Annotated in this window: 23 protein-coding genes and 3 tRNA genes; 4 read left to right on the forward strand and 22 right to left on the reverse strand. The window is 63.5% G+C overall.

Annotated elements, in window-relative coordinates; genetic code table 11:
• The 4 genes from AC3LB0_RS03235 to AC3LB0_RS03250 all read right to left on the reverse strand — a co-directional run.
• On the reverse strand, nucleotides 1–727 hold a 727-nt coding region (locus AC3LB0_RS03235; RefSeq protein ID WP_488649732.1), incomplete at its 3' end, for an NAD(P)/FAD-dependent oxidoreductase.
• Between the two features lie 2 nt (nucleotides 728–729).
• A complete protein-coding gene (locus tag AC3LB0_RS03240; protein WP_488649887.1) occupies nucleotides 730–1584 on the reverse strand; it encodes an amino acid ABC transporter ATP-binding protein in 855 nt (284 codons plus the stop codon).
• A 5-nt stretch (nucleotides 1585–1589) separates the two neighbouring features.
• Nucleotides 1590–2402 (reverse strand): amino acid ABC transporter permease, encoded by an 813-nt coding sequence (locus AC3LB0_RS03245; protein WP_488649733.1) that lies wholly within the window; start codon nucleotides 2400–2402, stop codon nucleotides 1590–1592.
• Nucleotides 2403–2479: 77 nt separating this feature from the next.
• Entirely contained in the window at nucleotides 2480–3391 is a 912-nt protein-coding gene (locus tag AC3LB0_RS03250; RefSeq protein WP_488649734.1) for a transporter substrate-binding domain-containing protein, read from the reverse strand.
• 132 nt (nucleotides 3392–3523) lie between these two features.
• Here AC3LB0_RS03250 and AC3LB0_RS03255 point away from each other — a divergent pair, with 132 nt between their 5' ends.
• Nucleotides 3524–4477, forward strand: a complete 954-nt coding sequence (locus AC3LB0_RS03255) for a phosphotriesterase family protein (protein ID WP_488649735.1) — start codon at nucleotides 3524–3526, stop codon at nucleotides 4475–4477.
• Here the strand turns inward: AC3LB0_RS03255 and AC3LB0_RS03260 are convergent.
• From AC3LB0_RS03260 to AC3LB0_RS03300, 9 genes are all read right to left on the reverse strand, one after another.
• A complete protein-coding gene (locus AC3LB0_RS03260) occupies nucleotides 4474–5370 on the reverse strand; it encodes a DMT family transporter (RefSeq protein WP_488649736.1) in 897 nt (298 codons plus the stop codon). The two genes, AC3LB0_RS03255 and AC3LB0_RS03260, sit on opposite strands and share 4 nt — an antisense overlap.
• Nucleotides 5371–5466: 96 nt before the next feature.
• Nucleotides 5467–5937 (reverse strand): hypothetical protein, encoded by a 471-nt coding sequence (locus AC3LB0_RS03265; protein WP_488649737.1) that lies wholly within the window; start codon nucleotides 5935–5937, stop codon nucleotides 5467–5469.
• A 210-nt stretch (nucleotides 5938–6147) separates the two neighbouring features.
• On the reverse strand, nucleotides 6148–7113 hold the full coding sequence (locus AC3LB0_RS03270; protein ID WP_488649738.1) for an aldose epimerase family protein: 966 nt from the start codon (nucleotides 7111–7113) through the stop codon (nucleotides 6148–6150).
• Complete coding sequence (locus AC3LB0_RS03275; RefSeq protein ID WP_488649739.1) at nucleotides 7110–7634, reverse strand: aminoacyl-tRNA deacylase; 525 nt, start codon at nucleotides 7632–7634, stop codon at nucleotides 7110–7112. The genes AC3LB0_RS03270 and AC3LB0_RS03275 overlap by 4 nt, the downstream gene beginning before the upstream one ends.
• Before the next feature lie 6 nt (nucleotides 7635–7640).
• Nucleotides 7641–9209, reverse strand: a complete 1569-nt coding sequence (locus AC3LB0_RS03280) for a sensor histidine kinase (RefSeq protein WP_488649740.1) — start codon at nucleotides 9207–9209, stop codon at nucleotides 7641–7643.
• Nucleotides 9210–9211: 2 nt separating this feature from the next.
• Nucleotides 9212–9904: a response regulator transcription factor gene (locus AC3LB0_RS03285; RefSeq protein WP_488649741.1), complete on the reverse strand. Its 693-nt coding sequence runs from the start codon at nucleotides 9902–9904 to the stop codon at nucleotides 9212–9214.
• 98 nt (nucleotides 9905–10002) lie between these two features.
• Nucleotides 10003–10078: transfer RNA gene (locus AC3LB0_RS03290), tRNA-Arg, on the reverse strand.
• 38 nt (nucleotides 10079–10116) lie between these two features.
• Nucleotides 10117–11190 carry a Rieske 2Fe-2S domain-containing protein gene (locus AC3LB0_RS03295; RefSeq protein WP_488649742.1) on the reverse strand — a complete coding sequence of 358 codons (1074 nt, stop codon included), beginning with the start codon at nucleotides 11188–11190 and terminating at the stop codon, nucleotides 10117–10119.
• A 27-nt stretch (nucleotides 11191–11217) separates the two neighbouring features.
• Nucleotides 11218–11294: transfer RNA gene (locus AC3LB0_RS03300), tRNA-Pro, on the reverse strand.
• Between the two features lie 55 nt (nucleotides 11295–11349).
• Here AC3LB0_RS03300 and AC3LB0_RS03305 point away from each other — a divergent pair.
• Nucleotides 11350–12207 carry a polysaccharide deacetylase family protein gene (locus AC3LB0_RS03305; protein WP_488649743.1) on the forward strand — a complete coding sequence of 286 codons (858 nt, stop codon included), beginning with the start codon at nucleotides 11350–11352 and terminating at the stop codon, nucleotides 12205–12207.
• A gap of 36 nt (nucleotides 12208–12243) precedes the next feature.
• Here the strand turns inward: AC3LB0_RS03305 and glnA are convergent, their stop codons facing one another.
• From glnA to AC3LB0_RS03325, 4 genes are all read right to left on the reverse strand, one after another.
• Nucleotides 12244–13626 (reverse strand): type I glutamate--ammonia ligase, encoded by a 1383-nt coding sequence (glnA, locus tag AC3LB0_RS03310; protein WP_488649744.1) that lies wholly within the window; start codon nucleotides 13624–13626, stop codon nucleotides 12244–12246.
• Between the two features lie 170 nt (nucleotides 13627–13796).
• The gene (locus AC3LB0_RS03315) at nucleotides 13797–16613 is read right to left on the reverse strand and encodes a hypothetical protein (RefSeq protein ID WP_488649745.1); all 2817 of its coding nucleotides are present in this window, start codon (nucleotides 16611–16613) and stop codon (nucleotides 13797–13799) included.
• Nucleotides 16614–16670: 57 nt separating this feature from the next.
• Entirely contained in the window at nucleotides 16671–18251 is a 1581-nt protein-coding gene (locus AC3LB0_RS03320; RefSeq protein WP_488649746.1) for a helix-turn-helix domain-containing protein, read from the reverse strand.
• Nucleotides 18251–19690, reverse strand: coding sequence for a cytochrome c biogenesis ResB family protein (locus tag AC3LB0_RS03325; RefSeq protein WP_488649747.1), 1440 nt, complete (start codon nucleotides 19688–19690; stop codon nucleotides 18251–18253). The genes AC3LB0_RS03320 and AC3LB0_RS03325 overlap by 1 nt, the downstream gene beginning before the upstream one ends.
• 80 nt (nucleotides 19691–19770) lie before the next feature.
• On the opposite strand from AC3LB0_RS03325, the gene AC3LB0_RS03330 reads away from it, so the two are divergent.
• The gene (locus tag AC3LB0_RS03330; protein WP_488649748.1) at nucleotides 19771–20247 is read left to right on the forward strand and encodes an Lrp/AsnC family transcriptional regulator; all 477 of its coding nucleotides are present in this window, start codon (nucleotides 19771–19773) and stop codon (nucleotides 20245–20247) included.
• Nucleotides 20248–20298: 51 nt separating this feature from the next.
• Here the strand turns inward: AC3LB0_RS03330 and AC3LB0_RS03335 are convergent, their stop codons facing one another.
• The 5 genes from AC3LB0_RS03335 to AC3LB0_RS03355 all read right to left on the reverse strand — a co-directional run bounded on the left by AC3LB0_RS03335 (nucleotide 20299) and on the right by AC3LB0_RS03355 (nucleotide 24154).
• Entirely contained in the window at nucleotides 20299–21198 is a 900-nt protein-coding gene (locus AC3LB0_RS03335; RefSeq protein ID WP_488649749.1) for a hypothetical protein, read from the reverse strand.
• Between the two features lie 82 nt (nucleotides 21199–21280).
• Nucleotides 21281–21931, reverse strand: coding sequence for a carbonic anhydrase (locus tag AC3LB0_RS03340; protein ID WP_488649750.1), 651 nt, complete (start codon nucleotides 21929–21931; stop codon nucleotides 21281–21283).
• A gap of 570 nt (nucleotides 21932–22501) precedes the next feature.
• The gene (locus tag AC3LB0_RS03345) at nucleotides 22502–23167 is read right to left on the reverse strand and encodes a hypothetical protein (protein ID WP_488649751.1); all 666 of its coding nucleotides are present in this window, start codon (nucleotides 23165–23167) and stop codon (nucleotides 22502–22504) included.
• Nucleotides 23164–23892, reverse strand: coding sequence for a hypothetical protein (locus AC3LB0_RS03350; protein WP_488649752.1), 729 nt, complete (start codon nucleotides 23890–23892; stop codon nucleotides 23164–23166). Before AC3LB0_RS03350 ends, AC3LB0_RS03345 begins: the two co-directional genes overlap by 4 nt.
• A 185-nt stretch (nucleotides 23893–24077) precedes the next feature.
• Nucleotides 24078–24154 (reverse strand) — tRNA-Pro (locus tag AC3LB0_RS03355).
• Between the two features lie 48 nt (nucleotides 24155–24202).
• On the opposite strand from AC3LB0_RS03355, the gene AC3LB0_RS03360 reads away from it, so the two are divergent.
• On the forward strand, nucleotides 24203–25798 hold the full coding sequence (locus AC3LB0_RS03360; protein ID WP_488649753.1) for an LCP family protein: 1596 nt from the start codon (nucleotides 24203–24205) through the stop codon (nucleotides 25796–25798).
• Nucleotides 25799–25801: the final 3 nt, after the last annotated feature.

Below are 25801 nucleotides of genomic sequence, written 5' to 3' on the forward strand. Positions count from 1 at the left end.
CAATCCAGGTTGGCATCTCGCCAACACCCATGTGCGGCGCATCGAAGTAGATCGCGTCGCGGCGCACCGGAATAATCGAGGCCTCGGCATCGGCGCCCACGAGCTGCGGGAAGAGTTCGGGGAGCCACGGCCCCGCCGCCCATACCGTTGCCCCTGCGGCGATCGGTGCGCCGCTGGCGTCAAGAGCGCTGCCATTTGCTGCTGGCGTTGCGCGGCCGCGCACGATCACCCCACCCTCACGTTCGAACATGCGCGCCGCTGCGCGCACGCCGTTCCCCGCGCGCAGGAAGCCGGCGGTCGGCTCGTAGAGCACTGAGGTCAGGCCATCGGTGCCGAGCGCTGGCCAACGGTGCAGCGCCTCCTCTGGGGTGATGCGCTCGCACGGCACACCCGCCTCGCGCATGCGCGCTTCAGAGTTCGCCTCCCAAACGCCATCGCCCGACACGAACCAGGCGACACCACTCTCCACAAAGATCTGCTCGCCGGCCTGCTCGCCCAGCTCTTTCCACGCAGGAAGTGTGCGCTGCGTCCAACTCATCAGCAGCGCATCCTCGCCATGCGAGTGGCGAATGATGCGGCTGTAATCGCCAGAGGTGGTCTTAGGGCCGCCGGGCTCGCGCTCTTCAATTAGTTGCACGGAAGCGCCGAGTCGTCGTGCGTGTAGCGCGGTCCAGGTGCCCCAGACACCGCCGCCAACAACGAGCAGGTCGGCTGCGACGCCCGCCATGGCTACTTCTTTGCGCCGAGGGTGCGGAAGCGCGAGAGGAACTCCTTGGTGCGTGGGTCCTTTGGTGCGTCAATCACCTGCTCTGGTGGTCCAACCTCGGCGAACTCGCCTTGATCCATGTAGTAGACGCGGTCGGCCGCCTCATGCGCAAAGTCCATCTCGTGGGTGACCACGATCATGGTGCGCCCTTCGTGCGCCAGGTCCGCCATGACCTTGAGCACCTCGCCCACCAGCGTTGGGTCGAGCGCCGAGGTTGGCTCGTCGAACAGAAGCACCTTCGGCTGCATGGTGAGCGCGCGCGCAATCGCAACGCGCTGGCGCTGGCCGCCAGAGAGTCGCGATGGATACTCGTCGCGCTTCTCGAGCAGGCCGACCTTGGCGAGGTACTTCTCGGCGATCGCCTCTGCCTCTTTGCGCGGAATCCCCTTCACGTGAATCGGCGCCTCTACGCAGTTCTCAATCACACTGAGATGCGGGAAGAGGTTGAACTCCTGGAAGACCATTCCGGCGCGCATGCGCACCTCGCGGATACGATCTTGCCGCTCACTCCCCTCTTTATGGAAGGGGTCGGCACCCACAATGACGCCATCAATCTCAACGGTGCCGTCGGTTGGATCCTCGAGGAAGTTCAAGCTGCGCAGGAAGGTGCTCTTCCCTGAGCCCGAACGCCCGAGGATGCAGACGGTCTCGCCCGGCCACACCGTGATCGAGGCACCGCGCAGCACGTAGTTCTCGCCAAACCACTTGGTGATGTTCGTGGCTTTGAGCACCGGCTCGGCGCCAGGCTTCACCAACGCGCCTGGCTTCTCGGCTGGGTGGAGCGCATGCACCGCCGGGGTCGTTGAGAGCTGCTTCATGTCGCTCACCCCTTCACCGCCTTGTTTCGATCTCCCGCAGCGAGGCGGGACTCAATGCGATTCTGCACCGCCGTAAAGACGATGGTCAGCGTCCAGTAGATCATCGCGGCGATGATGAAGGTCTGCAGCGTCTTGAACTCCTTCTGGCCGATGTTGCGAGCGCGCCAGACGATCTCGTGCAGCGCGACGGTCGAGGCGAGGGCGGAGTCCTTCAACATGGCGACAAAGTCGTTGCCGATGGCTGGCACGATGATGCGGAACGCCTGAGGGGCGATGATCCGGCGGAAGGCTGTGCTGCCCGACATACCGAGCGCTGCGGCGGCCTCGCGCTGCCCGAGCGGTACCGCCTGGATGCCGGCGCGGAAGATCTCGGTCATATAGGCGCCGTAGTTCATGCCGAGGGCGCCAATGGCACAGAAGATTGGGTCAAGAATGATGCCGACCTGCGGCAGGGCCAGGTACCAAACGAGCAGCTGCAAGATGAGCGGCGTGCCGCGGAAGAAGCTGACGTAGAACGAGGCGAGCGCGTTGACGACGGCGTTGCTGGAGAGGCGACCGAGCGCGCCAATGGCGGCTAGGAGCGTCGCCAGAACGATCGATGCGGAGGAGACGGCGAGGGTGATCCAGATCCCCTCAACGATGAATGGAGTTGCGCGTGCAATGAAGTCAATCTCTACGTTGAGGGAGAGGAAGACGAACGCCGCGAGCATCGACAAGAGCGCAGCCCAGCCGAGGCGAAACCGTAGCTGCCAGCGCGCGGCACGAAGTGCCTCGTCCTTGGCAACCGCTTTGGCTAGTCGCTCGGCATCAGCGTGCACGGCACCCCCTCTGGCATGGGAAGGGGAGCTGCGGTTTGACCCGCAGCTCCCCTTCCCAAATGTTTGCTACCGAAACGTTACGGCTTCGTAATGTCGCGATTCAGGTGCGTCATCGAGAAGCCCGACAACGTACCGTCCGCGTGCATCGCGGCAATGATCTCGTTGATCGCAACGAGTGCCGATGCCGTATCTGGACCCGACTTGTCGAGCGCAAACGAGATTCGCCCAGCGAAGTTTGGCTCCTCTGAGAGGAACTTCAGCTTGCCGTCAGAATTTGCGATTGCGTTCTCCATGAACTCACGGCTCTGTGCCATGGCGTCCCAGTCATCGGTGCGGCCCGCAAGGTACGCCTCGATGCAGTTGTAGTCGGTTGTATAGGTCTTGAGAATGGCACCCGCTGGCGGCGCATTGAACACATCGACCACGGTGCTGCCGGCGAATCCGGTCTCAATCCACGTGGCGTGTGTGGTGCTCTCACCAGCGCAGATTGTCTTACCTGCAAGGTCGGCGACCGTGGTGTACGTCGAGTCGGTGGCAACCAACAGGTAGCCAGCCTCATAGAAGTACGGCTCAAGGAAGTCGACCACCTCGGCACGAGCCTCGGTCTGGGTCATGGAGCCGATGGAGATATCCCATCGACCGCCCCAGCTACCCGCGGTGACTGCGGCCCAGTCAGGCGTTACCCACTCAACGGTGACGCCGAGGCGCTTGGCCGTCTCACGAGCGGAGTCTGAGTCGAAGCCAACATACTCGCCGGCTGCATTCAGCGCGGAATATGGTGGATAGGCTGGGTCGGTTGCGATCTTGATCACGCCAGCGGCGCAGATCTTCCCGAGCAGCGTGGTGGCTGGCTCGCCAGCGGCGATCGCCTGCTCACAGACAGTGCCTGTTGCGGTACTTGCGCTTGGGCTCGCAGCTGAGCCACCACAGGCTCCGACCACGATGGCGGCACCTGCAAGGAGCGCCAGGAGTGTCGACTTGATCTTCATCTCGTCAATACCTCACATAATCCGGCGGGGCAGGCCCAGCGGGCCACCTCAGCGCCTTGGGGGCGATGATCCCACTCTGGCCAGCCTGCTGCCAAGGGGTTGCGCGGGCTGCGCAGGCCGTAGGATGCCCCTATGAGCAACCGCGCCGCCCCCGGCCAGGTCCAAACCGTCCTCGGCCCCGTAGCGCCTGGCGACCTCGGATTCACCCTCCCCCACGAGCACACCAAGTGCAGCCTCTGGTGGATCGAGAGCCGCTGGGACTACTGGGAGCTGATCGGCGACGAGCCACGGATCAACGAGGAGCTGGCCGCCTATAAGGCCCTCGGCGGCGGCACCCTGGTCGATGTGACCCCGATTGGCATCGGCCGAGACCTGGCGCGGCTGGCCCGCCTCTCACAGGCGACCGGGCTGCACATCGTGGCCGGTGCCGGCTGGTACCGCCAGGCCTACTACCCCGCCGAGGCGCGCATCGATCGCCGCTCCATCGACGATCTCGCCGACGAGATCGTGCAAGAGTTTGTTGACGGCCCAGTGCGACCAGGGATCATCGGCGAGATCGGCACGGACAAGCCGTGGGTCACCGCGCAAGAGGAGCGCATCTTCCGCGCCGCCGCCCGCGCCGCCCTACGCACCGGCGCGTCGGTCACCACCCACGCGGTGCAGAGCGACGTTGGCCTGGCGCAACTAGCAATTCTTGAAGATGAAGGACTCGACCCGGCACGCATTGTCATTGGCCACTGCGACTCGCATCCGCGCATTGAACATTGGCGCGAGATCGTACGACGCGGCGCACATGTTGAGGCTGACTTCTTAGGGATGAGCTTTACGCCGCTTGAGCGCGCTGGTGAGCCGAAGGTCGTGGAGTTGATCGGCACGCTCTTGAACGAAGGATTTGAGAAGCAGATTCTGCTGAGCCAAGATGTTTGCCACGACTCGCAGCTCGCCTCGTACGGCGGCAACGGCTACACCTATCTGCAGAAAACTTTCCTGCCGCGGCTGGCTGCTGCGGGCGTGAACGCGGCAACGATCAAGACGATCACCGTCGAGAATCCGGCGCGACTCTTAACGCTGCGTAAGCCCGCCTAGCGGCGCGCCGCGACCAGCACCCCCGCAAAGAGGATCAGCGCGCCGAGCAGTTGCCCGGGTGCTGGGATCTCGCCGAAGATCAGCGCCCCCGCAACCACGGTCATCAGCGGCTGCACAAAGAGGAGCACCGAGCCGACGACACTCGGAAGATGCGGAATCGAGGCATTGATCAGCGGGTAGCCGAGCACCTGCGACATGAGGGCGAGGAGCACGAGGTAGCCGATCCCTGGCCAGAGGTCGGGTGGGAGGAGCGTTCCACCAGCCGCGGCGATGATCCCCGAAACGAGGATCATGCCGATCGCTGCGTCACGCAGCATGCCGAATGGCCCTACGGCGCTCGAGCCCGAGGAGATGCGGCGCGTGATCACCAGGTAGAGGCCGTAGAAGCTCGCCGCGCCGAGCCCCCAGAGCACGCCGAGTGCTGGATCGCTGCCGGCCGACACGTTGAGTGCTCCGGCAAACGGATCCACCACCTGGGCCAGCAGAAGCAGTCCGAGGAAGGCGAAGGGAATCGCCGCGACGGCACGGCCTGGCGTGCGCTCCCCCATCAGTGCGGCATATAGGCCAACGATGAAGACCTGCGCGTTCGGCACCACGGTCGCCAGGCCCACGCCAAGCAACGGAATAGAGATGTGGAAGCACTGCAGGTCGAGGGCGAAGAGTGCGCCAGCGCCGACGGCGAGCAGACGATCACGACGTTTGGCCGTGTGCCCTTCGCGGCGTGCGATGAACCAGAGAAACGGCAGTGATATCACCCCGCGAAAGAGGGTGACGACCGCAGGTGAGCCGCCAGAGAGCTTGGCCAGCGTTGAGGATTGTGAGATCGCCAGGGCCCCAAGCGCCGCGCCGAGTCGCGGATGTCGAGTGGCGAATCCGAGTGGTGCTGATGGCATTGCTGCAGGGTACACGGCGTCGCTCCTAGACGCAGAGCTGCCGCAGCTTACCCGCAAGTGAGCTGCGGCGACTCGTTGTTATTGGGCAGCTAGAGCTTAGTCGTCGTCGCCGTCCTCGTCTTCGTCTTCTTCTTCGTCCTCATCGTCATCTTCGTCGTCGTCTTCATCTTCGTCCTCATCGTCATCTTCGTCGTCGTCTTCATCTTCGTCGTCCAAGCCGCCTACTGGTGGCGGAGAGACAATCGGGTCAGTGCCAGGGGCTGGATCAACGACGGGCACCTCGGTTGGTGCCGGCGTGACATCAACGACAGGCGTTGGGTCCACTGACGGAACGGGCGACTCGTCAACCACAACTGCGGCCTCAGCGCCACCGAGTGGCGGCAAAATGCCTGCCTCGCTTGCGAACGCGCTGCCGATCGAGAGGCCGAATCCGGCGGCCAGTACGAAGGCGACAATCGTTGAAACTGGGTGGCGACCACTGGAGACCGCCTGCGGTGCGTACTCGGGGCGCCATGGCTTCATCGGTGCGAGTTCCTGGCCCTCGAATGAACTCTTCTTCTCTGCCATCAGATTGCTCCTTTCAATCGCCGCGGCTATCGCCTCGGTCGCTATAGCCATGATCGGTGCCTGGCGGTGCGGGCGTCCTGTGTGAGCACACAGGAACTCGTGAGAAGTCGCTAATAAATGAAGCTAGATCGTGCGGGACCGGAACTCCTCGGTGGCGGTGAGCACCCCGTCGGTGTCCATCAAAACCTGCGCTCCGCCGCGTGAGGAGGTTCAAATCTTCGTGGTCCACGCCAAGGTGAGCGGCACCACCAGGCTCTCCCCCGCCTTGAGCTGGATCGCGCCACCTCGGTGGAGTGCATCTGGGGGGCCCACCTGCGGTTCGACACAGAGGGCATCGTCGGGGTCGTAGACCATCCAGTGCGTCACGGCTGGCCCTGCGTTGAGGGTGAGCGTGAGCGCGTCACCCCAGGCGATCTGTGGCGGCGCGGTGACACCCACGAAGGGGTCATCCCAGACTGCACCGGATCCTGGGGCGGCAACGCCGCCATCAACGGCCGGTTGCACCGCATCAACAAGATGCAAGCCGGGCATCGCTGCATCGCGCGCCAACACGCCCGTCGGTGCAAAGGCCAGCACCCCCTCGACACCCGTCTCGCGGCGTTCTGTGGCGTCTAACAAGAAGCGACGGAAGCAGGGGTGCCACCCCGCAGTGACGAGCTGTGCCGCTTCTGCCGTAATGGTCAGCGTGATCGTGAGGGCACCAGCTGCGGCGTTTCCTGTCAGCGCCGCAGCAACTGCGGCTCGTGCGTTGAGTGGCCAGCCAGCGGCGCGATCAAGCGGCGCGTACATCACCGCCGAGGTGCCGTCACCTGCAACGCTCTGCTCGTTTGCGCTGTTCTGGTAGAGGCGGCCGTGAAAGGCGTGATCGCCCCAGGTTGGTGGGAACTGGTGCGTGACGCCCACGAGGTCGGTGAACGTGGCGTTTGCCATGCGCCCGGCCCACGGCGCCATCGGAAAGATCCCCCACGTTGCGGGGTGACCATTTTCACGGACCAGAAGTTCGCGATCGCCAATGACGATGCTGCCAACGCGAAGGCCGGCATCAGGCAGCAGGGTGACCGAAACGCCATCAATACCAAGAGTGATCGCGGTCGCCTGCAGGTAATCAGGAACCTGCGGATGCACCTCAGGCTCAGAAGAAGGCGTGAGGTGCGGATGTCGCGCGCTGCGAATCATCGCGTGACGCCGATCGGTGCCATAACGCCCCCTCCAACTCGCAGGAGATCGGCGGGCGACAGTTCAATCGAGTGACCGCGCTGCCCCGCTGAGACGACGATCGTAGCGTGGGCACTCGCCCCAGAATCGAGGAGCAGCGGCAGCGGTCGCTTGGAGCCAAGCGGGCTCACGCCGCCCGGCACATAGCCCGTGACACGTCGCACGCTCTCGGCATCCGCGAGCGCCGCTCGCTTCGCACCTAACGCCACCGCAACCCCCTTCTCGGAGAGCTCGCCGCTGCTCGGCACCACCGCGAGAGCAAAGAGGAGTCGCGCATCCTTCGCCCCCTCGATAGCAAGGACGAGCGTCTTATAGAGACGATCAGGTGAGATGCCGAGGGCGGCTGCCGCTGCGTCGCCGTAGGCGATGCGCTCGCCGCGATGTTGGTCGATGCCACTGAGCGGCTCGAGCTCATATTCGTGCAGCGTGAACGGCACACCGTGCTCAGTGAGCAGTGCGATCACTGGAGTGCCAGCACCCATCGGGGGCTACCTCTTGGCGGCGAGCGGGATGCGCACGATCATGCGCGCACCACCACCAACGGCGGTCTCCGCGGCAATGGTGCCGTTATGGGCGGTAGCAATGCAGCGCGCGATGGCGAGGCCGAGCCCCGCGCCGCCGTGGCTGCGCGGCTGTCCGGCGCCGCGATAGAACGGCTCAAAGATGCGCTCGCGCTCGGAGAGTGGCACCCCTGGGCCTTCGTCATCGACCCAGATGGTGGCGAACCCTTCAGTGAAGCTGGTGCCAATGGTGATCGAACCTGAGGCCGGAGAGTGGCGGATGGCGTTTTCGACCAGGCCGAGCACCAGCTGAATCAGTCGATCGGTGTCGCCCGCGATGGTGAGGCGCTTTCGTCCGATGTTCGCACGCAGTCCAAGTCCGACGCGATTCGCCAGCGGTCCGGCGCGTTCGAGCACTTCACGTCCGACATCATCAAGATTGATCGGATGCAGATCAACGGTCACCATGCGCTCGCCACCCTCCGCGTTCGTCTGTCGGCTTGAGAGGGTGAGGAGATCGGCGCTCAGGCGGCCGAGTCGCTCCGACTCCGCCGCAATGCCGCGCAGCAACTCGAGGCCCGCGGGCTTTACGAGCCCCTCGCGCTCCAAGATCTCAGCGCTCGAAAGAATTACCGAGGCAGGCGTGCGTAGCTCATGGGAGGCACTCGCCACCATGGCGCGCTCTCGCGCGGCGGCGGCGGCGATGGGGGCTAGGGCACGACGAGCGATCAACAGCGCCATCACCAGCGCGCCACCGAGTGATAGAAGCGCAACAAGCACCAGCGAGCCGAACAGGTTCTCCCGCTGGGCATCACGAACATCGAGACGACCTGCCACCTGCACATAGCCGAGCACCTTGCCGTTCGGGTCCTGCGGGTGCCGGATCGGGGTGGTGACGACGCGGAACTCAGTGCGGCCAATCAACACAGTTTGCGCGGAGGGTCGCGTTGCCGTCGGGTCAATCAGGGTGATGACGGGGAATTCAACTCCGCCTCCCGCCGAACGCGCGAGGATTGCACCGTTTATGTCGAGCACCGCCCACGGGCCGCCAGCGCCAAACTCTTCGTCGCTGATTCCGGGCGGAATCGAAGGTGGTGCATCGGCACGATGGGCGCCAGAAATAACGATGAACACCACGTTGATTGCGGATGGCGCACGACCACTGTCGTCGTTGTCGTCTTCGTCATCTGGCTTCTCCGACTCCTCTGGCTTCTCCGAATCTTCCGGCTTCTCCGACTCCTCTGGCTTCTCCGAATCTTCCGGCTCTTCTGGAGCGCTGGGGCTCGCGTTCGGATCGGGTGACTCTCCGGGTCCAGGAGAGGGCTCTGGGAGTGGTGGGAGCTCCTTTTGGATTTCGCTGACAATGCTCTGCGCCCGCGCCACCAGGGCGTTGTCGAGCCCAGCGTCGAGCGCGCTGTTGCCGGCCACGGCCCCACCAACGCCGACTACCGCCACGATCAGCGCCGTTGCGCCAAGGATGAAGATCGACATCTGGCGACGGGTGCGCGCCAAGAGCGCCTCAATTCCCTCGCCGCTGAATTCGTCGCGAAGCGGCACGGCTACTTCTCTTTTGGTGCGTCGGCCAACCGATAGCCAACGCCGCGCACGGTCTTTAGCAAGTCGTTAAAGCCTGCCTCTTCAAACTTCTTGCGCAGATAGTGCACATAGAGATCCACCACGTTGGAGTAGACATCGGGCTCGGCTCCCCACACCTCGTCGAGCAGCTGCTGCCGGGTCAGGGCGATCCCACGATTACGAATCAGGTAGGCGATGAGGGCGTACTCGCGCGCCGAGAGATCAATAACCTTCTCGCCCGCGGTGAAGGCGTGACGGCCCTCATCAAGCAGTAGGCCTGGCACCACCTCGCGCTCGGCTTCGCCGCTCGCCGACATCTCACCGCGACGGCCGAGGGCACGCACGCGCGCCAACAGTTCCGTGGCGGCGAATGGCTTGGTCAGGTAGTCGTCGGCGCCCGAGTCGAGCCCCTCGACGCGGTCGTCAACGGTACCGAGGGCGGTGAGCATCAGGACCGGCGTGGTGTCGCCGGCGTGACGGCGGTCGCGCAGAATCGATGAGCCCTCAAGATCCGGGAGCATGCGATCAAGAATGATGAGATCCCACGATGCCGACTCCCAGAACGAGATGCCGTCAGCGCCGGTCGCAGAGAGCTGCACGGTATGGCGCTCGGCGGTAAGGAGTCGCGCAATCAGCGGCCCAAGTCGAGCGTCGTCTTCGATGAGGAGAATCTTCATGTTCTGATCGTGGCGCGCATCAGCGGATCGGTCAAGCGAAATGACTCGCATCTTTGAGAATTCACATCTGCGTGCGGAGCAGATTGCGAGAGGATATGTGGTGCGCCCTGAGGGACTCGAACCCCCGACCCTCTGGTCCGAAGCCAGATGCTCTATCCGCTGAGCTAAGGGCGCATGTGCGTATCTTGGCTTAGATCGCCGAGGAGCGGTATCTAGCGGCGATAGGTGACGGTGCCGTCAGCGGCAACGCTGACCTCGATCGCGCGCAGCGGAGTGTTTGCTGGGCCCATGGTTACCTGTCCGGTGGCTGCGAAGCGTGCGCCATGGTTGGGGCACAAGAAGTCGCCACTCCCTGCCTGCCAATCAACGTTCGTTCCCTGATGGGTACAGGCGCGCTCAAAGGCACGGTAAGTGCTCCCGTCTTTCACCAGCACCGCGTCGGTGCCCCCCGCAGAAAAGTTCAGCGCCTGCCCTGCGGCAAGGCTTGGTGCACCGCTGATCACCGTTCCCGCAGTAGGTGCTGAAGCTGACGGTGTTGCCGTGGGCTTCGGTGTCGCCCCCGATGATGGAGCGGCTGTTGGGCTCGCTGAGGAGGTTGGTGATGCGGAAGATGTTGGGCTCGCCCCAGGCGTTGACGATGGGGTGGGAGTTCCACCCCCAGTGATCGCTGAAACGGCGCGCGATCGATCCAACAGCAAGAGGGCAACGATTCCGGCGGCTACGCCCGTGCCGCTCACGAGGGCTGCGCGTCGCGCTGGATCATATGCCCGCTGTGCCGGCGCACCGAGGCGCAACGCCCCGCCGTCGCCGAGTGCCGCGAGCGCGAGCAACCCAACGAAGTACGGCAGGTCGTTGCCGTAGTAGTAGGGGCTCACGCCCCAGGTCGATGTCAGGGCAAGCGAGAGTGAGATGCCCGCGCCGAGCAGTGCGCCATAGCGCACCCACGAGCCAGTCAGCAGTGATGCACCTACGAGCAGTTGGGCCCCGGCCATGAACGCGCCGATCAGCACCGGTTGCGGTAACGCTACGGCCTCCACGAGCCCGGCGAGCGGCCCACCCGATGCCACGAAGAAGCGCAGCGTCTCACCAATGGAGCCAACGCCCTCGGCTCGCAGAAAACGTGGATCAAGCAGGGTCTTATCGATGCCGGCATAGAGCATGGTGCCGCCGAGGAAGAGGCGGAGCACCACTGCGGCGACAGTGACAGACGCATACGGTGCGAGCGCAGCAGAGGCCCGACGCGCGAGCGACGGGCTCTTGTCTGGAGATGGTTTTGCTGTAGACATAATGGAATTATATCCGAAGATTGAAACTGGTCGGGGCGAGAGGATTTGAACCTCCGACCTCGTCGTCCCGAACGACGCGCGCTACCAAGCTGCGCTACGCCCCGACCGATCCCGCATCGCGGGAGGGGAAGGATAGCGGATAGGCGCTACCCTTCGCCCATGAACCAAGCTGCGAACGAGGTGATCCTGCAGGTCGCGCTGACCTTCGATCACGACGCCATCAGCTCGGACGTAGAGAAGGGGCATCTCCCCTTCGATCGCTCCACAGGCGAGTTCGGCCCGCGAGTTGGCCTGCCGCGAATCCTCAGCATTCTCGCGCGCGAATCGGTGCCCGCCACCTTCTTCGTGCCGGTGCATACCGCACACACATGGCCCGAGAGTCTCGCCGCCATCGTTGCCGGCGGCCATGAGGTTGGCTGCCACGGCTGGGCCCATGAAGATCACGCCGCCCTCCCCGCCAACGAAGAGCGCGACCTGATCACTCGCCAGAAGGCTGCCCTCGCCACCGCAGCCCATGCAGCCGGCTACACCGCACCGATCGTTGGCTTCCGCGCCCCCTACTGGTCGCTCTCCGAGCAGACGCTGCGCTTTGTTGAAGAGGCGGGCTTCACCTACGACTCGTCACTCGCCTGGGAGGAGACGCGCATCACCCCCGTGCGCCATGGCGACAAGCACGCCATCGAACGTTCCACCCTCGGTACCGATGGCACGCTGCTCGAGGCGCCGATCAGCCACTGGCTCGACGATTGGCCCTGGTTCGAACCGGGTCGCGGCGGCGGGCCCGCCTCACCCCCGAGCGCCTTCGCCGAGGTGGCGCTCGCCGAGCTGCGCCTCGCGCATGAGCGAGCACTCGCCGACAAGAGCCTGCGCAGGGGGGTGCTGACCTATACGTTCCACCCCGAGTGCATTGGGCGTGGGAGCCGTGCCGAGGTGCTCGAGGCGATCATCGCCGCCGGGAAAGCACTCGGCGGCGTGCACTTCACGCGCCTTGATGCCGCAGTACACGCCGCCAAGTAACGAACGCTTGATCGTCGGGGTTCGCCCCGATCTGCCTTAGTAGAGCTCGAGGTAGCGCTCAACCTCCCAGTTCGAAACGTGCGTGCGGTACTCGTCCCACTCGGCCTGCTTGGCGTCGAGGAAGTGCGAGAGGATGTGCTCACCGAGTGCGCCGCAGATGACCGGGTTCGCCTTGAGCTCCCCGATCGCCTCAATCAGGCTGCCTGGCAGCTCCTGGATTCCCTTCTGCGCAACCCGCACGGCGTCCATCTCGTAGAGCGACTCCTCAACCGGGTCTGGCAGCACCATCTTCTTCTCGATGCCGTCAAGGCCCGCGGCGATCATCACCGCAAAGGCGAGGTATGGGTTCGCCGATGGGTCTGGGCAGCGCAGCTCCATGCGCGTTGCTTCAACCGAGCGGCCCGCCGAAATCATCGGCACGCGAATCAGTGCCGAACGATTGCGTCGACCCCACACCAGGTAGGTTGGCGCCTCGTATCCGGGAACCAGTCGTTTGTACGAGTTCACCGTTGGTGCCAACACCGCGATCATTGAGCGCGCGTGCTTCAGAATTCCGGCCATGTACGACTTCGCGATTGGCGAAAGGCTGTACTTATCCTTCGCGTCGTAGAAGACGTTCTTGCCAGTCTTCAAACTAGCAAGGCTGATGTGCGTGTGCATGCCTGAACCGTTGATGCCGTAGATCGGCTTCGGCATGAAGCTCGCGTAGAGCCCGTGCTGCTTGGCGATCTCCTTCAGCGCGTACTTAAAGGTTGTGGCGTTGTCGGCGGTCGAGAGTGAGTCCGAATACTCGAAGTCAATCTCGTGCTGACCCGGTGCCACCTCGTGGTGCGCGGTTTCAATCTTGATGCCGAGCGCCTCAAGGGCGTCGACCATATCTTGGCGAACTTCAATTCCCTGGTCACCGGTGAAGTCGAAGTAGCCGGCCTTGTCGTGCGGCTTCGTTACCGGGTGACCATCGGCGCCGTACTCAAAGAGGAAGAACTCCAGCTCTGGCCCCATGTTCACCTTGTAGCCGAGCTTCGCTGCGCGCTCGACCTGGCGGCGCAGTGCGCCACGTGGATCACCCGCAAATGGTGAACCGTCAGGAAGGAGCACATCGCAGATCACGCGCGCCGTGCCAGCGCCGCTCTCAGCGGGAGCCCACGGCAGAATGCGCCACGTGTCCATGTCTGGGCGCAGCATCTGATCGCTCTCGGCGATGCGCGTGAAGCCCTCGACCGAAGAGCCGTCAAACCAGGTGCCGTGCTTAATCGCGTTCGGCATCATGTGGATTGGGATCTGCACGCTCTTCGTAATGCCGTGCAGGTCAACGAACTGCAGCTGCACGGTGCGAATGCCGGCCTTCTCGGCCTTGGCCACGGTGGCGAGTGCGGCCTTGGTTTCGGCCTCGGTGCGTGCTCCATACCCCTTCGACATGATCCCCCTCCGCCGGGCAGTGCCCGAATCTTGTGCGTACGGCACAGATTTCACCCCCTGCAAGCCAGGGGGGAAGCCGCCAAGGGGAGAATAGGGCCTTTCTGGAGGGCTTGGGTGCGGTTTAGGGGGTGGCTAGATTGTGATCTTGCACAAGATTGGCGCGTTTTCGCCTACTGCAGGGTCCAGCCCTTGCCCACTGAGGTCCGGACGACCTTCTCTTTCTGCACCAGCCGGCCGGCTGAGTAGCCGAGGCGCTGCAGGGTGACGGTGCCCGTAGAGGAGACGCTGGTGAAGAAGAGGTCGAGGATGCCGTCGCCCGTCCAGTCGCGAACCATCAGCTTCGGCACGCTCCCAGAGGCGGTGGCCTTCCAGACCTCGAGCGGGCTCTCCCAGGCGTAGGTGCGAGCTCCTACAGCGAAGATGGTGGCCGGAACGTTGCTGCGCACCACGGCGGCCCATGGGGCGCGGATCCGCACCTCGGTACCTGCGGTGGCGGTGGTGAGGTCAATGGTTGGATTCAGGGCGGCGAGGCCGGCGGCATCCACCGTCACACCGATGGCGGCGGCACGGGTTGCAACGACATCCCACGTATCAGCAGCGCGCAACCAGACAACCTCACCCGCGAGGATGCGCACTGGTGCATTGCGATACATCACGCTCTTCGCGGTGTACACACAGGTTGTGTCGACAGGCACGTTCACGGTCTTTCCGACAATGAGCACCTTAGCCGGATAGGCAATCGTGGAGCTCTTCGGGTTCATGGAGCGGAGACAGCCCTCATTGCGCCCAACGCGCGTTGCGATCTTCAAGTACGTATCGCCCTTACGAATTGTCTCAAGCCGTACCGGCCCTGCATTCAGCGCAAAGAACTTCGTGTAAGCGGGGGTGTTGACCTTGTACCCAAGGCGCGCTGCAACCTTAGCGAGCGCGCTCTCACCTTTTCGGACAACCGTAGATTGCGCAGGTGCCGTCTCAGGGGTGAAGAGAAGATCAGGGCTGACGACAGGAGGGGCAGCAACATCGAGAACCTCGAGCATGGCCAGGCGCACGATGTGCCCGATCCCCTTGAGATCGCGATAGCTCAAATACAGCTCGGAACCTGTATCGCCCAACGCATCAACTGCGGTAACGCTCCAGCCGCTGGCGATCGGCCAGAGCAGTGCCCCCGGCGTACTCAGGGCGCCGAGCGACCACTGTGTGCTCGGCGTGAAACTCACTGAGCCTGCCGCCTGTGATGCCATGAGCGCTCCATCAGTTGCACGCCAGAGTAGGGTGGCGTCTGGTACGCCATCGCCAGTGACGTCGCGAAGCACCGTTACCGCGTCGGCGCTGGTTGTGGTTTCAAGCAGCTGCATCACCACACCGTCGGCATTGACCTCAAAGAGGCGCAGGCGAGCCGAGGTGGCGTCGGTCGCGTCGGGAGTGCGCTCGGTAATGAAGAACTCTTGAATGATGTCGGCCGAGGTGTCGGCAGCATCGAGGGTGAGGTTTGCCGTCGCATCAAAGCCTGTGTAGGCGTCAAGGATGGTGACCGAGGTGCCAAGGACGCCGCTGGAGATTGGGGTCTTGATGAGGCTCGTGGCGCCGTTGGCTGCGCGCCAGAGGCTGAGCACCGAGAGGCCCCCATCACGCTCAGTTCGGGCAATTTCGCGGTCGATGAGGGTGGTGCCAGCCAACGCCGGAACGGCCCCCGGCACCCGATTACGGAGGCGCCCGTTCTTCCCCACGTACTTGTCTGCGGAGATGAACTTAATCGAACCATCAGCGCCGATGGCGGTGAAGTCACCCTTTCCATCGCCAGTGACATCGATGCCTGGCGAGATGACGCGGTTCGGCTCCACCCAGTTGATGCTGTACTTATAGGCACGCGAACCGGGAACGCTGTACGAGGTTTCACCCGTGGCCGTCGCATCAACGGTGTACCAGACGTATCGGATCAACTCTTCGACCGAGAGGTCGTGCTCCTTCGCGCAGGTATCCGCGTTCATGACGAAGATGGAGACGCCGCGCCAATGCCCCGGCTGAGTGGCATGTCGAAGCGGGATGCCTCCTTGCCCAGGCTTCGGCGGCGCAAGACAGCCAGTCACGGAGCCGCCCCCACCATTCCAGCTGCCGTAGAAGCCTGGATTCGCGAAGAACCACTTGCCGTCGTCCTTCAGGCGCTGAACGGTGATCCCCCAGGTAGCGTCAACCGCGGCGTTATAGCGCGCGTTGCTACGACTACCCGAAGTCCAACCTGGGTCGTAGATGCCGCCGGTGCGATAGATCTGATTGATGGACGGCTCGTCGGTTACGTCAAAGCACGATCGCGGGGTGTCGGCGGGGAGGCTGGTGACGGGAGTGACTCCGCCACTCTCGTTATAGACGGCGATCGGTGCGGTGTAGTGCCCAGTCGCGTCGTTGCGCACGAGGCCACCGATGCCATCGTCTAAGAGGTCGGCGCCAAAACGAATGCGCATGGCGACGCGAATTTTGAAGTTCTCTGCAGCTTTTTCTGAGTTTGTCTTTCCGGAACGGCCAAAGGTTCCATTGATCTTGCCGTCATCGGCAATGTCTCCGAGTACCCAGGCCTGCTGGGTGGCATTGGTCGTTGAGAGTGCCCACCAGTTTCGCTCGCCGCTTGGGCGCTTCATGGTCCACGACCATGCGTTCTGCTTAATGGCAATCGCGCCAACACCGAGCAGGGCATCGCTGTAAGGGCTCGCCTTGTACTCGGTGTAGAACTCGGCCACGTGGGTGCGGTAGACGTAGAGCTTGAAGGGGATCTCTTCGACCACGCCGGAGTTCGTGCGCAGCACTCGGATGGTGTCAGGGGGTGAGATCTGGCTCTTCCAGTCGGTGCATGGCTTCTGCACGAAGGTGGCGGCAGCCGCAGGGGTCGGATTAGCGCCCGCCACTCCCATCACGCCTGAGAAGCAGAGGAGGGCGGCCCCTGCGAGCGCGATGGCGCGGCGGAGCGTCATACGAGATGCCGCTCTGCGTTCCATACAGAGATTCTACCGCCTAGGCGAGATCTGATCCTGTGAACCTTTAAAGGACCAGATCTACTCGCTGAGACTCCCGTCAAAGCCACCCTCGGCATCCAAGATGCGCAGCGCGAGCGAGAGGGCGAGGCGCAGATCGGGCTCGCGAAGGTCCCACCCCGTTACCTCTTCAATACGCTTGAGGCGATATGCGGTTGTGTTGCGATGTACACCCAGCGAGCTGCTCGCTTCAGATGAGCCTGGAGCGTCGAGGATGGCGCGCACCGTTTCAATGCGCTGTCGTCGGGCCGCTGCAGTGCCGACGAGGAGTGGCCCAAGCAGTGCAAGTGCGAGTCGTCGACCTTCGGGGATCGTCATGACCGAGCCGAGTAACTGATGCGCAGGAAGGAGCTCGGCGCGCACCACCTGCTCGCCACCACTCCCTGCGCGGCCGCCGATGCGGCGCTCAAGTGACTCCAGAGCGGCGCGCGCCTCGGCTTCGGCCCCAGGTCGTGCCGATGCTTCGCTAAATGGCCGCGAAACCGCGACCGGTCGCTTCAGTCGCTTGGCAACCTTGCCTGCAGCGTCGGCCGCGCCGGGGTCACTCGCGTCGGCAACGGCGACGATGCGCACCTCGAGGCTCTCGTTGCTCCCGCGCAACATGAAGCGACGCGGGCTCGCGAGAAGGCGCAGCTCGCGGCGCAGCGCTGGAACGTCGGTCTCGTGTGGTCGCGGCTGACGAGCCGCGATGGCGACCCATGGCGGCCCCTCGGCTGGAAGGGTGCGCGCCTCACCGCGACCGGCGTTGGCGGGAAGTTCGGCGGCAACGCGCACGATCTCGAGCGCAAGGAGTGGCGCAACGTGCTCGCAGGCGATGCGGTCACGCTCGCCGACCGGCTCATCACCGAGCAGGATGATCGAGCCTGGCCGCTCCGAACCCTCATCGCCGAGCGGCGACTCCTCAAGTTCTCGCTCCCCCTCTGGCGCACCTGGCACGGCGGGGAGCGGAATACGCTGCCCGGTTGGTCGACTCTTCGAGAGGTAGTGCGAGACCGCCTTCGCTGCAGCGGCGCTCGACGGCAAGCCCGCTGGTGCAACAACGGCGAGCGAGACACCGCCGCGCGCCTCAAGTGCCACCGCGCGACCGATGAATGCGGCCAGTGCGCCGATGAGCGCTTCGAGCCCTTGGCCGTCGAGTGCGAGTGCTGCGATTTGCCGTTCGAGCCCGACCGCCTGTCGCTCCAGTTCGGCACGACGATTGACGACCGCACCGATCAGGCTGCGTTCGAGCTGCGACGACTCCATGCCGTGTACTGCGAGACAGGGGAGTCCGTTCTGCTCGGCGGCCTGGGCGAGCTCAGCCCGCGCCTTCGCCTCGGCGGCGCACGGCTGCTCATCACCAAGGAGCAGGATGCCAGTGCTGCCATGCTCCGCCAGATACTCCACAAGGTCGGCGCGCGCCTGCGTATCGGGGGCGGCCGCCGTGAGCAGTGCGAGTGGAATCAGCGCTAGATCGCCCGACTCCATGCCGTCAAAGGCTGGCAGTCGCATGCGCATCACGCGCACCCAGGTGACGTTGCGTGCCATCGATTCGTCGCGCACCTTCGCCAGCGACACGGCGTTGGGGAGCAGCGTCTGCACGAGCTCCCGCAGTGATGCCATTACGTCCCCTCTCCCGACAGCCGATGTGTGATGCGCCGAATGATGGCGCCATATTGGGCTGGGTCGGCGCCCCGTTCCGTAAGGAGCACGATCGGCACTGCAGTGAGGCCTGGGCGGATCTGCAACCAGAGGCGTGCGCGCGGGCGGCGGAGCGTCAGCATCAGGCCGCCCATGATCAGCGCTGCGGAGATCCAGATGAGGAGTGCGGCCGGATCGCGTCGCGCGATGATTCCCGTATACGAGGTGACCTCACGCAGATAGACGCTAAAGCCGGCACCAGGTGCCGTTGCAACGTCGCCCTCCGCGAGTACCGAAGCGAAGATTGTCTGCAGTGGGAGGGTGCCGTCTTCGGATGGTGCACCGCTCAGGTCAGGGGCACTCGCCACCATGAAGATCGCATCAACGCCGCTCGTGTCACGGCGCAACTGCATCTCAATGCCGGCGCTGCTCCCTGGAATCGGCAGCGTCGCATACGGCGCACCATCGACCTGCGCTGCAAACGGCGCATCGCCAGACCAGAGCAGAGCACCCGTGTCGTCGCGAATCTCCAGTCGCGCGGCGGGTCCAAAGAAGTTCTGGTGAAAGCTCCAGCCGTTAAAGGCGAGCGGCTCATTCACGCGCACCATCTGGCGCGCCACCTCTTCTCCGCCCACATAGACGCCGAGGTCGGTCGAGAAATCGGTGAATGCGCCCGTGCTGGTGCGCGGCGCACTAAAGGCGTGGTTCACGATCACGAGGCCATCCGCGGTGCCGATCTTCCCCACGGGGAGTGCCTCGCCATCGGTGAGCAGGATGCCTTGCGTGTACCCGAAGATCCCCGAAGCCGCCGCGCCGAGCAGCATCACTACTAGTCCGGTGTGCATGACCAGGGTGAAACGGCCTGAGCGACGGAAGCGGTCGGCATGGAGAAGGAGCCCGCCGCTGCGCTCGGGATCGGCGGCAACGCTCACCTCCCAGCCGTCACGCTTCGCCTCCGCGGCTACGGCGTTGGCACGGTCACCGAGTTCGGCGCTCGCTGGCAGCGCGGCGGAGAGATCGATCACGCCGCGCCCTGGCAGCGATGCGCCGAAGAATGTGTCGGGCTGCTCAGTGCGTGATGGCGCGGTGGCCGCCGCGATCTTTGGGAGGCGATCCCAGGTGCAAACGATAATCGAGACGGTCAAGAGCACCAGCAGGGCCGTGAACCACGGCGAGGTGAAGACCCGAAAGAGGCCGAGGCGCTCAAAGATTCCTACCAGGGGCCCGAGGGTCGGCTCGTACCCAGCGCGCAGCTTTGCCATCTCGTTGGCGTAATCGCCAGCGTTCTGGAGCGCGTAATCGGGGAGTTGGCGGAGGGCGATGCCGACCGTGGAGGCGAGGGCGATCACGCCGATCTGGAGCACGGCAAATCGTACGTTTGCGAGGAGGGCGCGAGCGAGGAGCAGTGGGCCGCTTATCACCTGCTGATGGTAGCCTTCGCACCGCTGGGCCATCTGCCCCGCAGGCGCCGTGGCGGCGTCAACGCACTGCAGGGGGTGAGATGGCACGAGGGAACAACCACGGAGCGCTCGACGACCTCGATCGTCGCCTAATGGAGGTGCTGCAGGCCGACGGGCGCAAGCCCTTCACAGAGATCGCCGCCGCATTCGGTGTCCCTGAATCCACCATCCGCGCCCGCTACAAGGGGCTCGTCGATCGCGGAGCACTCAAGGTGATTGCCGTGGCCGACCCGCTCAAGGTTGGCTACCCACTGATGGCCATGATTGGCGTGCGCTGCACTCCAGCCGCGCTGCTTACCACCGCCAACGAGCTTGAGGCACTCCCCGAGGTGAGCTACTGCGTGGTGGTGGCTGGTGCGTATGACCTACTGATTGAAGTGGTCTGTGAAGACAATGATGCGCTGCTGACATTCCTCACCGATCGACTGCGCTCCATCGCCGGTGTGCTCGAAACGGAGACGTTTGTGTACCTACGAATCTTGAAGCAGAACTACGAATGGGGAACGACCCCGACCTGACCGCCTGAGCGGCTCGGCCGGGGTCGCCCGGTACTTCGTATTGCGCGCGAGTTACGCTGCGCGGCGCTTTGATCGACCGACGAGTGCAGCAGCGCCAATCCAGGCGAGCAGTGCCGCCAAGATGATTGCTGGCAGTGTGGTTGTCCAACTATTGTCTTGCTCACCAGCTCCCGCCATATTGATGGCGAAGAGTGGCATTGCCCCAACGACGGTGCCGTCCGGCAACAGGCATGGCGCGATGGTTGGATCCGTCACGTCAACTCCCTCGGCGCACGGCTCAAGTGAGGCGCGGAACTCTTCCATCCAGATGTTGTACATCGTGGCCCAATCGTTTTCGCTCCCCATTTCCGAAGCCTTCACATCCGGGAAGAGGGAGCCATCTGGGAGCAGGCACGGCAGCGCCGTTTCGCTCGAGATTGGCGCATTCGGTTCGGTGATTCCCTCTGGGCAGGCGCTCGGCTCACCGGTCAGCGTGCGCCAGTACGGCTCAGGGACAACGCCGCCACTGCGTCCAGCTAACTCGATCAGTGCTGCCGGTGCATCGGCGGGAAGTGCATCGCCCTGATGGCTATCGAAAGTTACTGCGCCAGTGAGTGGATCAACTTGGTAGACGAAGCTGTGTCCGTTGATGCAGCCCGACTCGCAGTCGTTCCAACCGTACGTGTAGACAGCGATCCAGATGGCGTCGCTCCCTGGCTCGCCCTTCACGTCGTAGTACTTGGTGGCGCCGATCAACGCGCCGTCGTTGTAGGTGAATTCGTCGAATGGCCCACCGGCGGCGAGCACCGCAGCATGCGCATCCTCGGGGGTGGCGATTGGCAGCGCGCCGCTATAGCTACTGACCGCAAATGGCATCGCTTCGGGGGCTGGGGACTCGTCCGACGCAGCTGCGGGGGCGACGGCCGCCAACAGGAGGGCGAGCGGGAGGAAGAGCTTCAGGAGTGTTCGCACGATTCACCTCTACTTCACTTTGTGTGGGGAGAGTCCCCATCAGTATCGTAACGAGCGAGCGGGGCTGGCGGTTCCCGAGGAGTCAGGCCACCGGGTCGTACGGCTGTGGGAGCCACTCGCTCCCGGCGAGTGCGTGGAGCTCCCCGAGCGAGATATCGAACCAGGCGCCGTGCAGGGTGAGACTGCCCGCACGCTCGCGCTCAGCAATCCAGGGGAAGGTGCGGAGATGCTCGAGCGACTGCTGCACGCTGAGATGCTCGATGAGCCGCTGGCGCTCTTGCGGGCCGCCTGTAGTCGAGGCTGGGGTTCGCTCGTCGAGCGTTTTGAGGTCGGCGACCCATGCGCCGATGAAGTCTGAATCGGTCAGTCGCGAAGCGGGATCGAGCGCCGCCGCTACCCCACCGCAACGCCCATGCCCCATCACCACGATGGAGTCGACTTCGAGGCCGAGCACGGCGAACTCGAGGGCGGCACTGGCGCCGTGGCTCTTGGCATCCGGGGCGTACACCGGGACGAGCGCGGCGACGTTGCGCACTACAAAGAGCTCACCTGGGCCAGCATCGAAGATCGTCTCTGGGGCAGAGCGAGAGTCGGAACAGGCGACGATCATTGTGCGCGGCTTCTGGCCCTCGCGCCCAAGGTCATCATAGCGCACGCGCTCATCGTTGTAGCGACCGGCGCGGAAGCGACGGTATCCGGCGCTGAGGCGCTCAGAGAGGGGTTGGCTCGTCATGGCGTCAGTCTAAACGAGGCGATAGAAAATGTATCCCACCAACCTCGCCACCGACTATTTTTTACGAACGAGCCGTCCACACCTTCTGTTGCCCGAACATGCTGTGTGCAACGAGTCTTGGGTAACAACACTCACCGAACTTTGATGCTTGGTCTCAACCAGTCGTGCCTGGGTCGCTAAGGGCAAAACGCTGGTGCGCTAGCCCACATCCATTCCATCTCTGCTATTGAAAGCGGGTCGTCCGCCCATCCACCAGCCATGGACGACTCAGGCGTCCAACAACCGACTGAAGCGTAACCAGACCGCGGAGTGAATCCAAAAAGAACGTCATAGACCGCGACGCGAACCAAATAGGACTCACCCTTTACTTCCCAAGAAGTAAACGCGACACGGTATGGCGGTAATTCAAGCTCAACGTTCTCGTTAAATCGATCACGCACCTGTGCTGCGAATAGCTCAGCCCCTGGCGGTGGCTCTACATCTGGCGGTGCGAGGGTAGCCGCGACGGCCGGTGCAAGCAGAACTGCCAGGGTAATCGCTCCCCCGAAGACAAGTGACACAGGTCGGCTGCTACTTGTTGTTGGCAACTTTTTTCCTCCAACGGCCTATGACATCGTAATTCTGGAGACCATAAAGTTTGTCGCCCCAGGTAATCTTCGTCTCTACGTAGTTCAGCAAGGGGCTCGTATCAAGCAGTCCGCCATCAGCCTCTTGTTCCCACTGTAGATAGGCGTAGTAATTGATGCCCGCGACGATAGTGCCGGGATCGTAGATCCCAAACGCGACGTCTTCATATCCGTCATTGATTTGTTGGAACACATCCGCCACCCAGAAGTCAGTCCAGGGGAGGTTTGAGTCGCGCGCCCCGCCCCAATTGTACGAGTCAGCTGGAATCACATCTTGTTCTACTTGGAGGGTCCTCGTGGTGCGGTACGGTATTAGCATGTTGCTAACGGTGCTCGCACTCCACTCAAGGTAACGCTCTTTGAACCAGTCAAAGTTTGGCTGGCACCACTCATACTCAGTGGTGTCATGCCACAGATCGTCAACAGAATACGACCCCGTTTCGCTGTCAGGATTGTCTGATCCTGGAAATGTCCCTCCAAGTGAGTCTGATCCATTAACTCCCCCGCTGTTGACGGCACAAACAACACTTGTTGCGGAAGCTGGCTCGGGGGAACTTCCGATCACAAGTGCCGCTACGAGAAGGGCAGACCTGAGTGGACGCATCTTCATGGCTTGATCGCTTTATTGCTCAGGTCCATTGGGATGAAGGGGTTTTCAAGCTCACCCGCGGCGACACGCGCGTTGATGAGCGTCATGAACGCATTCACCGGAGTTACGAGCCGGACGTGGGCCGCGCTGGCAGACCACGGAGCCAGCAGGTCAACTTCAGGATCAAAAAGCAAGACATCAGGTTGCCGATGGAGCAATGCGATGCCCGCGGATTGGGCGGATAGGTGTGCAGTACCAACCGTGAATCTGGCATGTTCGATGTTGCCCTCTAGCATGTCGCCAACGTGCGCCTGCGCAAGTAGGGCTCTGATGTCTGCAATAACAGCGGCGCAGGGCCGATTCCAAAAGTCGGGCTTTCCAGGGCCGAACCCAAACCGACTGACCCAAGCCTCGCCGATCCAAACGTCTTCTGCCGCGTCATCAATAGAAGCGTTTGTTTCTCTGCGCAGCTGGCACAGCCGCTCCATCGGCACGAAGCCGTTCATGGAGAGCAGACCAGCGTAAGAGATGCCCTCGCTCAGGCTTGCCGCTACCGCGCGACGCTCGGGCACATAGTCGTCAATCGAGTGAACGCCATTAAACGGCACCTCCTGATAGACGTCGATCCAAAACGGCGCGAGACCTCGGGCGCTCAGCGTTCCCCTCGGCGCATGACGGGTATCGGCGACCGCTCTTGAGGGGATCCGTGCAAGATCAATGCCGTTACGGATCGCGAAGTCTTTCAAGTCCCTTAGTGCAGTGATGGCCCTCGAGTCGCCTCTGTCGGCCGCAAGTGTAAGGCGGCTCAGAAGTATGCCGGCTGGACCTTCGGCGGCCGCCGGGCTGAGTGCGGTACCTCCCCAAATTGCGACCACCATCGCAACCGAGAGCGCCAGCAAGATTCGTCTCATCCGCATCACCTGCCTCACATTGGTCGGGGCGAGAGGATTCGAACCTCCGACCTCCTGCTCCCAAAGCAGGCGCGCTACCAAGCTGCGCCACACCCCGACCTTCTCATCCTAAACGCTGCGCCCAATCGGGTGGCATCATCACCCTATGCCTGCTGAATCCACGTCCAAATCGGGCTCCCTCCGAGCCGCCGCCGCGTCAGCGATCGTCCCCGGGCTCGGCCAGTGGCTCGGCGGACGTCGCCGCGCAGCACTCCTCTCCGCCCTCCCCCTCCTCGTCTTCCTCGTCGTAGCGTTGGGCGCACTCCTCCTCTTCGGCGTGGTGCGCACCGCAGCGGCAGTTGCAACCCCGGGTCGCCTCACGCTGCTCTTCGCCCTGCTCCTCCTCTCAATCCCATGGCGCATCCTGGTGACTGTCGATGCTGCCCGCGGTACGAGGCGCACTCGCCGCTCAGCGATCCTGCTCGCGCTCGCCCTGCTCATCTCCATCGCACCGCAGGCGGGTGCGGCGGCGATTGTCTATCGCGCCAAGGTTGCTGCAACCGATGTCTTCTCCGGCTTCGGCACGCCAACCCCCGACGGCTCAGCCGCAGAGAGTGCGACACCAACACCGCCACCACTCGCCGATCGATTCACAATGCTACTCATCGGCGCCGACACCATGGGGAACCGCAGTTCATTCAACACCGACTCAATGATCATCGTCAGCTGGGATCGCATTGGCGGCTACGTCAGCACCGTCTCAATTCCCCGAGACCTCGTGAACGTACCCCTTGGGAATGGCGATGTATTCGGACCGAAGATCAACTCGCTCTGGTCGTATGCGCTGCGCTATCCGAAGAAGTTCCCAGAGGGGCCGGCCGTTGCGCTCAGCACAGCACTCGGCACCGCGTTCAACGTCAAGATTGACGCCACCGCCGTCGTCGTGATTCCAACCTTCGTCAAGATCATTGACCAGCTCGGCGGCGTTGACCTTACGATCCGACGCACCATTCTTGACGTCTCGTATCGGACCGACATGGACGGGGCACGACTACCCGCCGGCAACTGGCATATGAGTGGTGAGTGCGCCCTCGCCTACGCGCGCATTCGCAAGGCGCCGGGCACGGACGACATGACCCGTGGTCCACGACAGATTGAGATCCTGCTCGCCGCCCGCGATGAGTTGGCGCGCAGCGGAAACTTTGTGGGCAACGCGCTCGCGCTCCTTGAAGTGATTGGCGATGGGGTGCGCACCGACCTCAACCCGGCACTTATTCCGCAGCTGGCTGAGGCGGCCGGATCGTTTGACACGAGCAAGATCGTGCGTGCCGTGATCCAGCCAGGGGACACGATCCTGCGCTATCGACATAAGGGCGAATACAGCCCCTTCGGCTCAGTCGTCTTCTTTGACGCTGCACGCATGCTGATGCTCGGAGAGCGCCTCTTCCCAACCCCTGGAACACGGCCGTGGAGTTTCCCGGCGACTGCGAGCGAGCCGAAGCTCGGCGCCGAAGCAACCTTTAGCCCCGCGCCGCTCGCGAGTGGGGCCTCCCCAACGCCAACCGCGACGCCATCACCATCGCTGACCCATCCGTTCCCAACGCTCGCCTCGTGCGACGCTGGGCTGCCGCTGCCGCGCTACACCCCGACTCCAGATCCAACCGCTCCACCAGAGAGCGCCTCACCGAGCCCAACGCCCACAGAGACAGTCACACCCACGCCGATTCCAAGCGCATCAGAGAGCGCTCCCGCCGCCCCGTAGCGC

The organism is Candidatus Limnocylindrus sp., from assembly GCF_040397235.1.
GTDB lineage: Bacteria > Chloroflexota > Limnocylindria > Limnocylindrales > Limnocylindraceae > Limnocylindrus.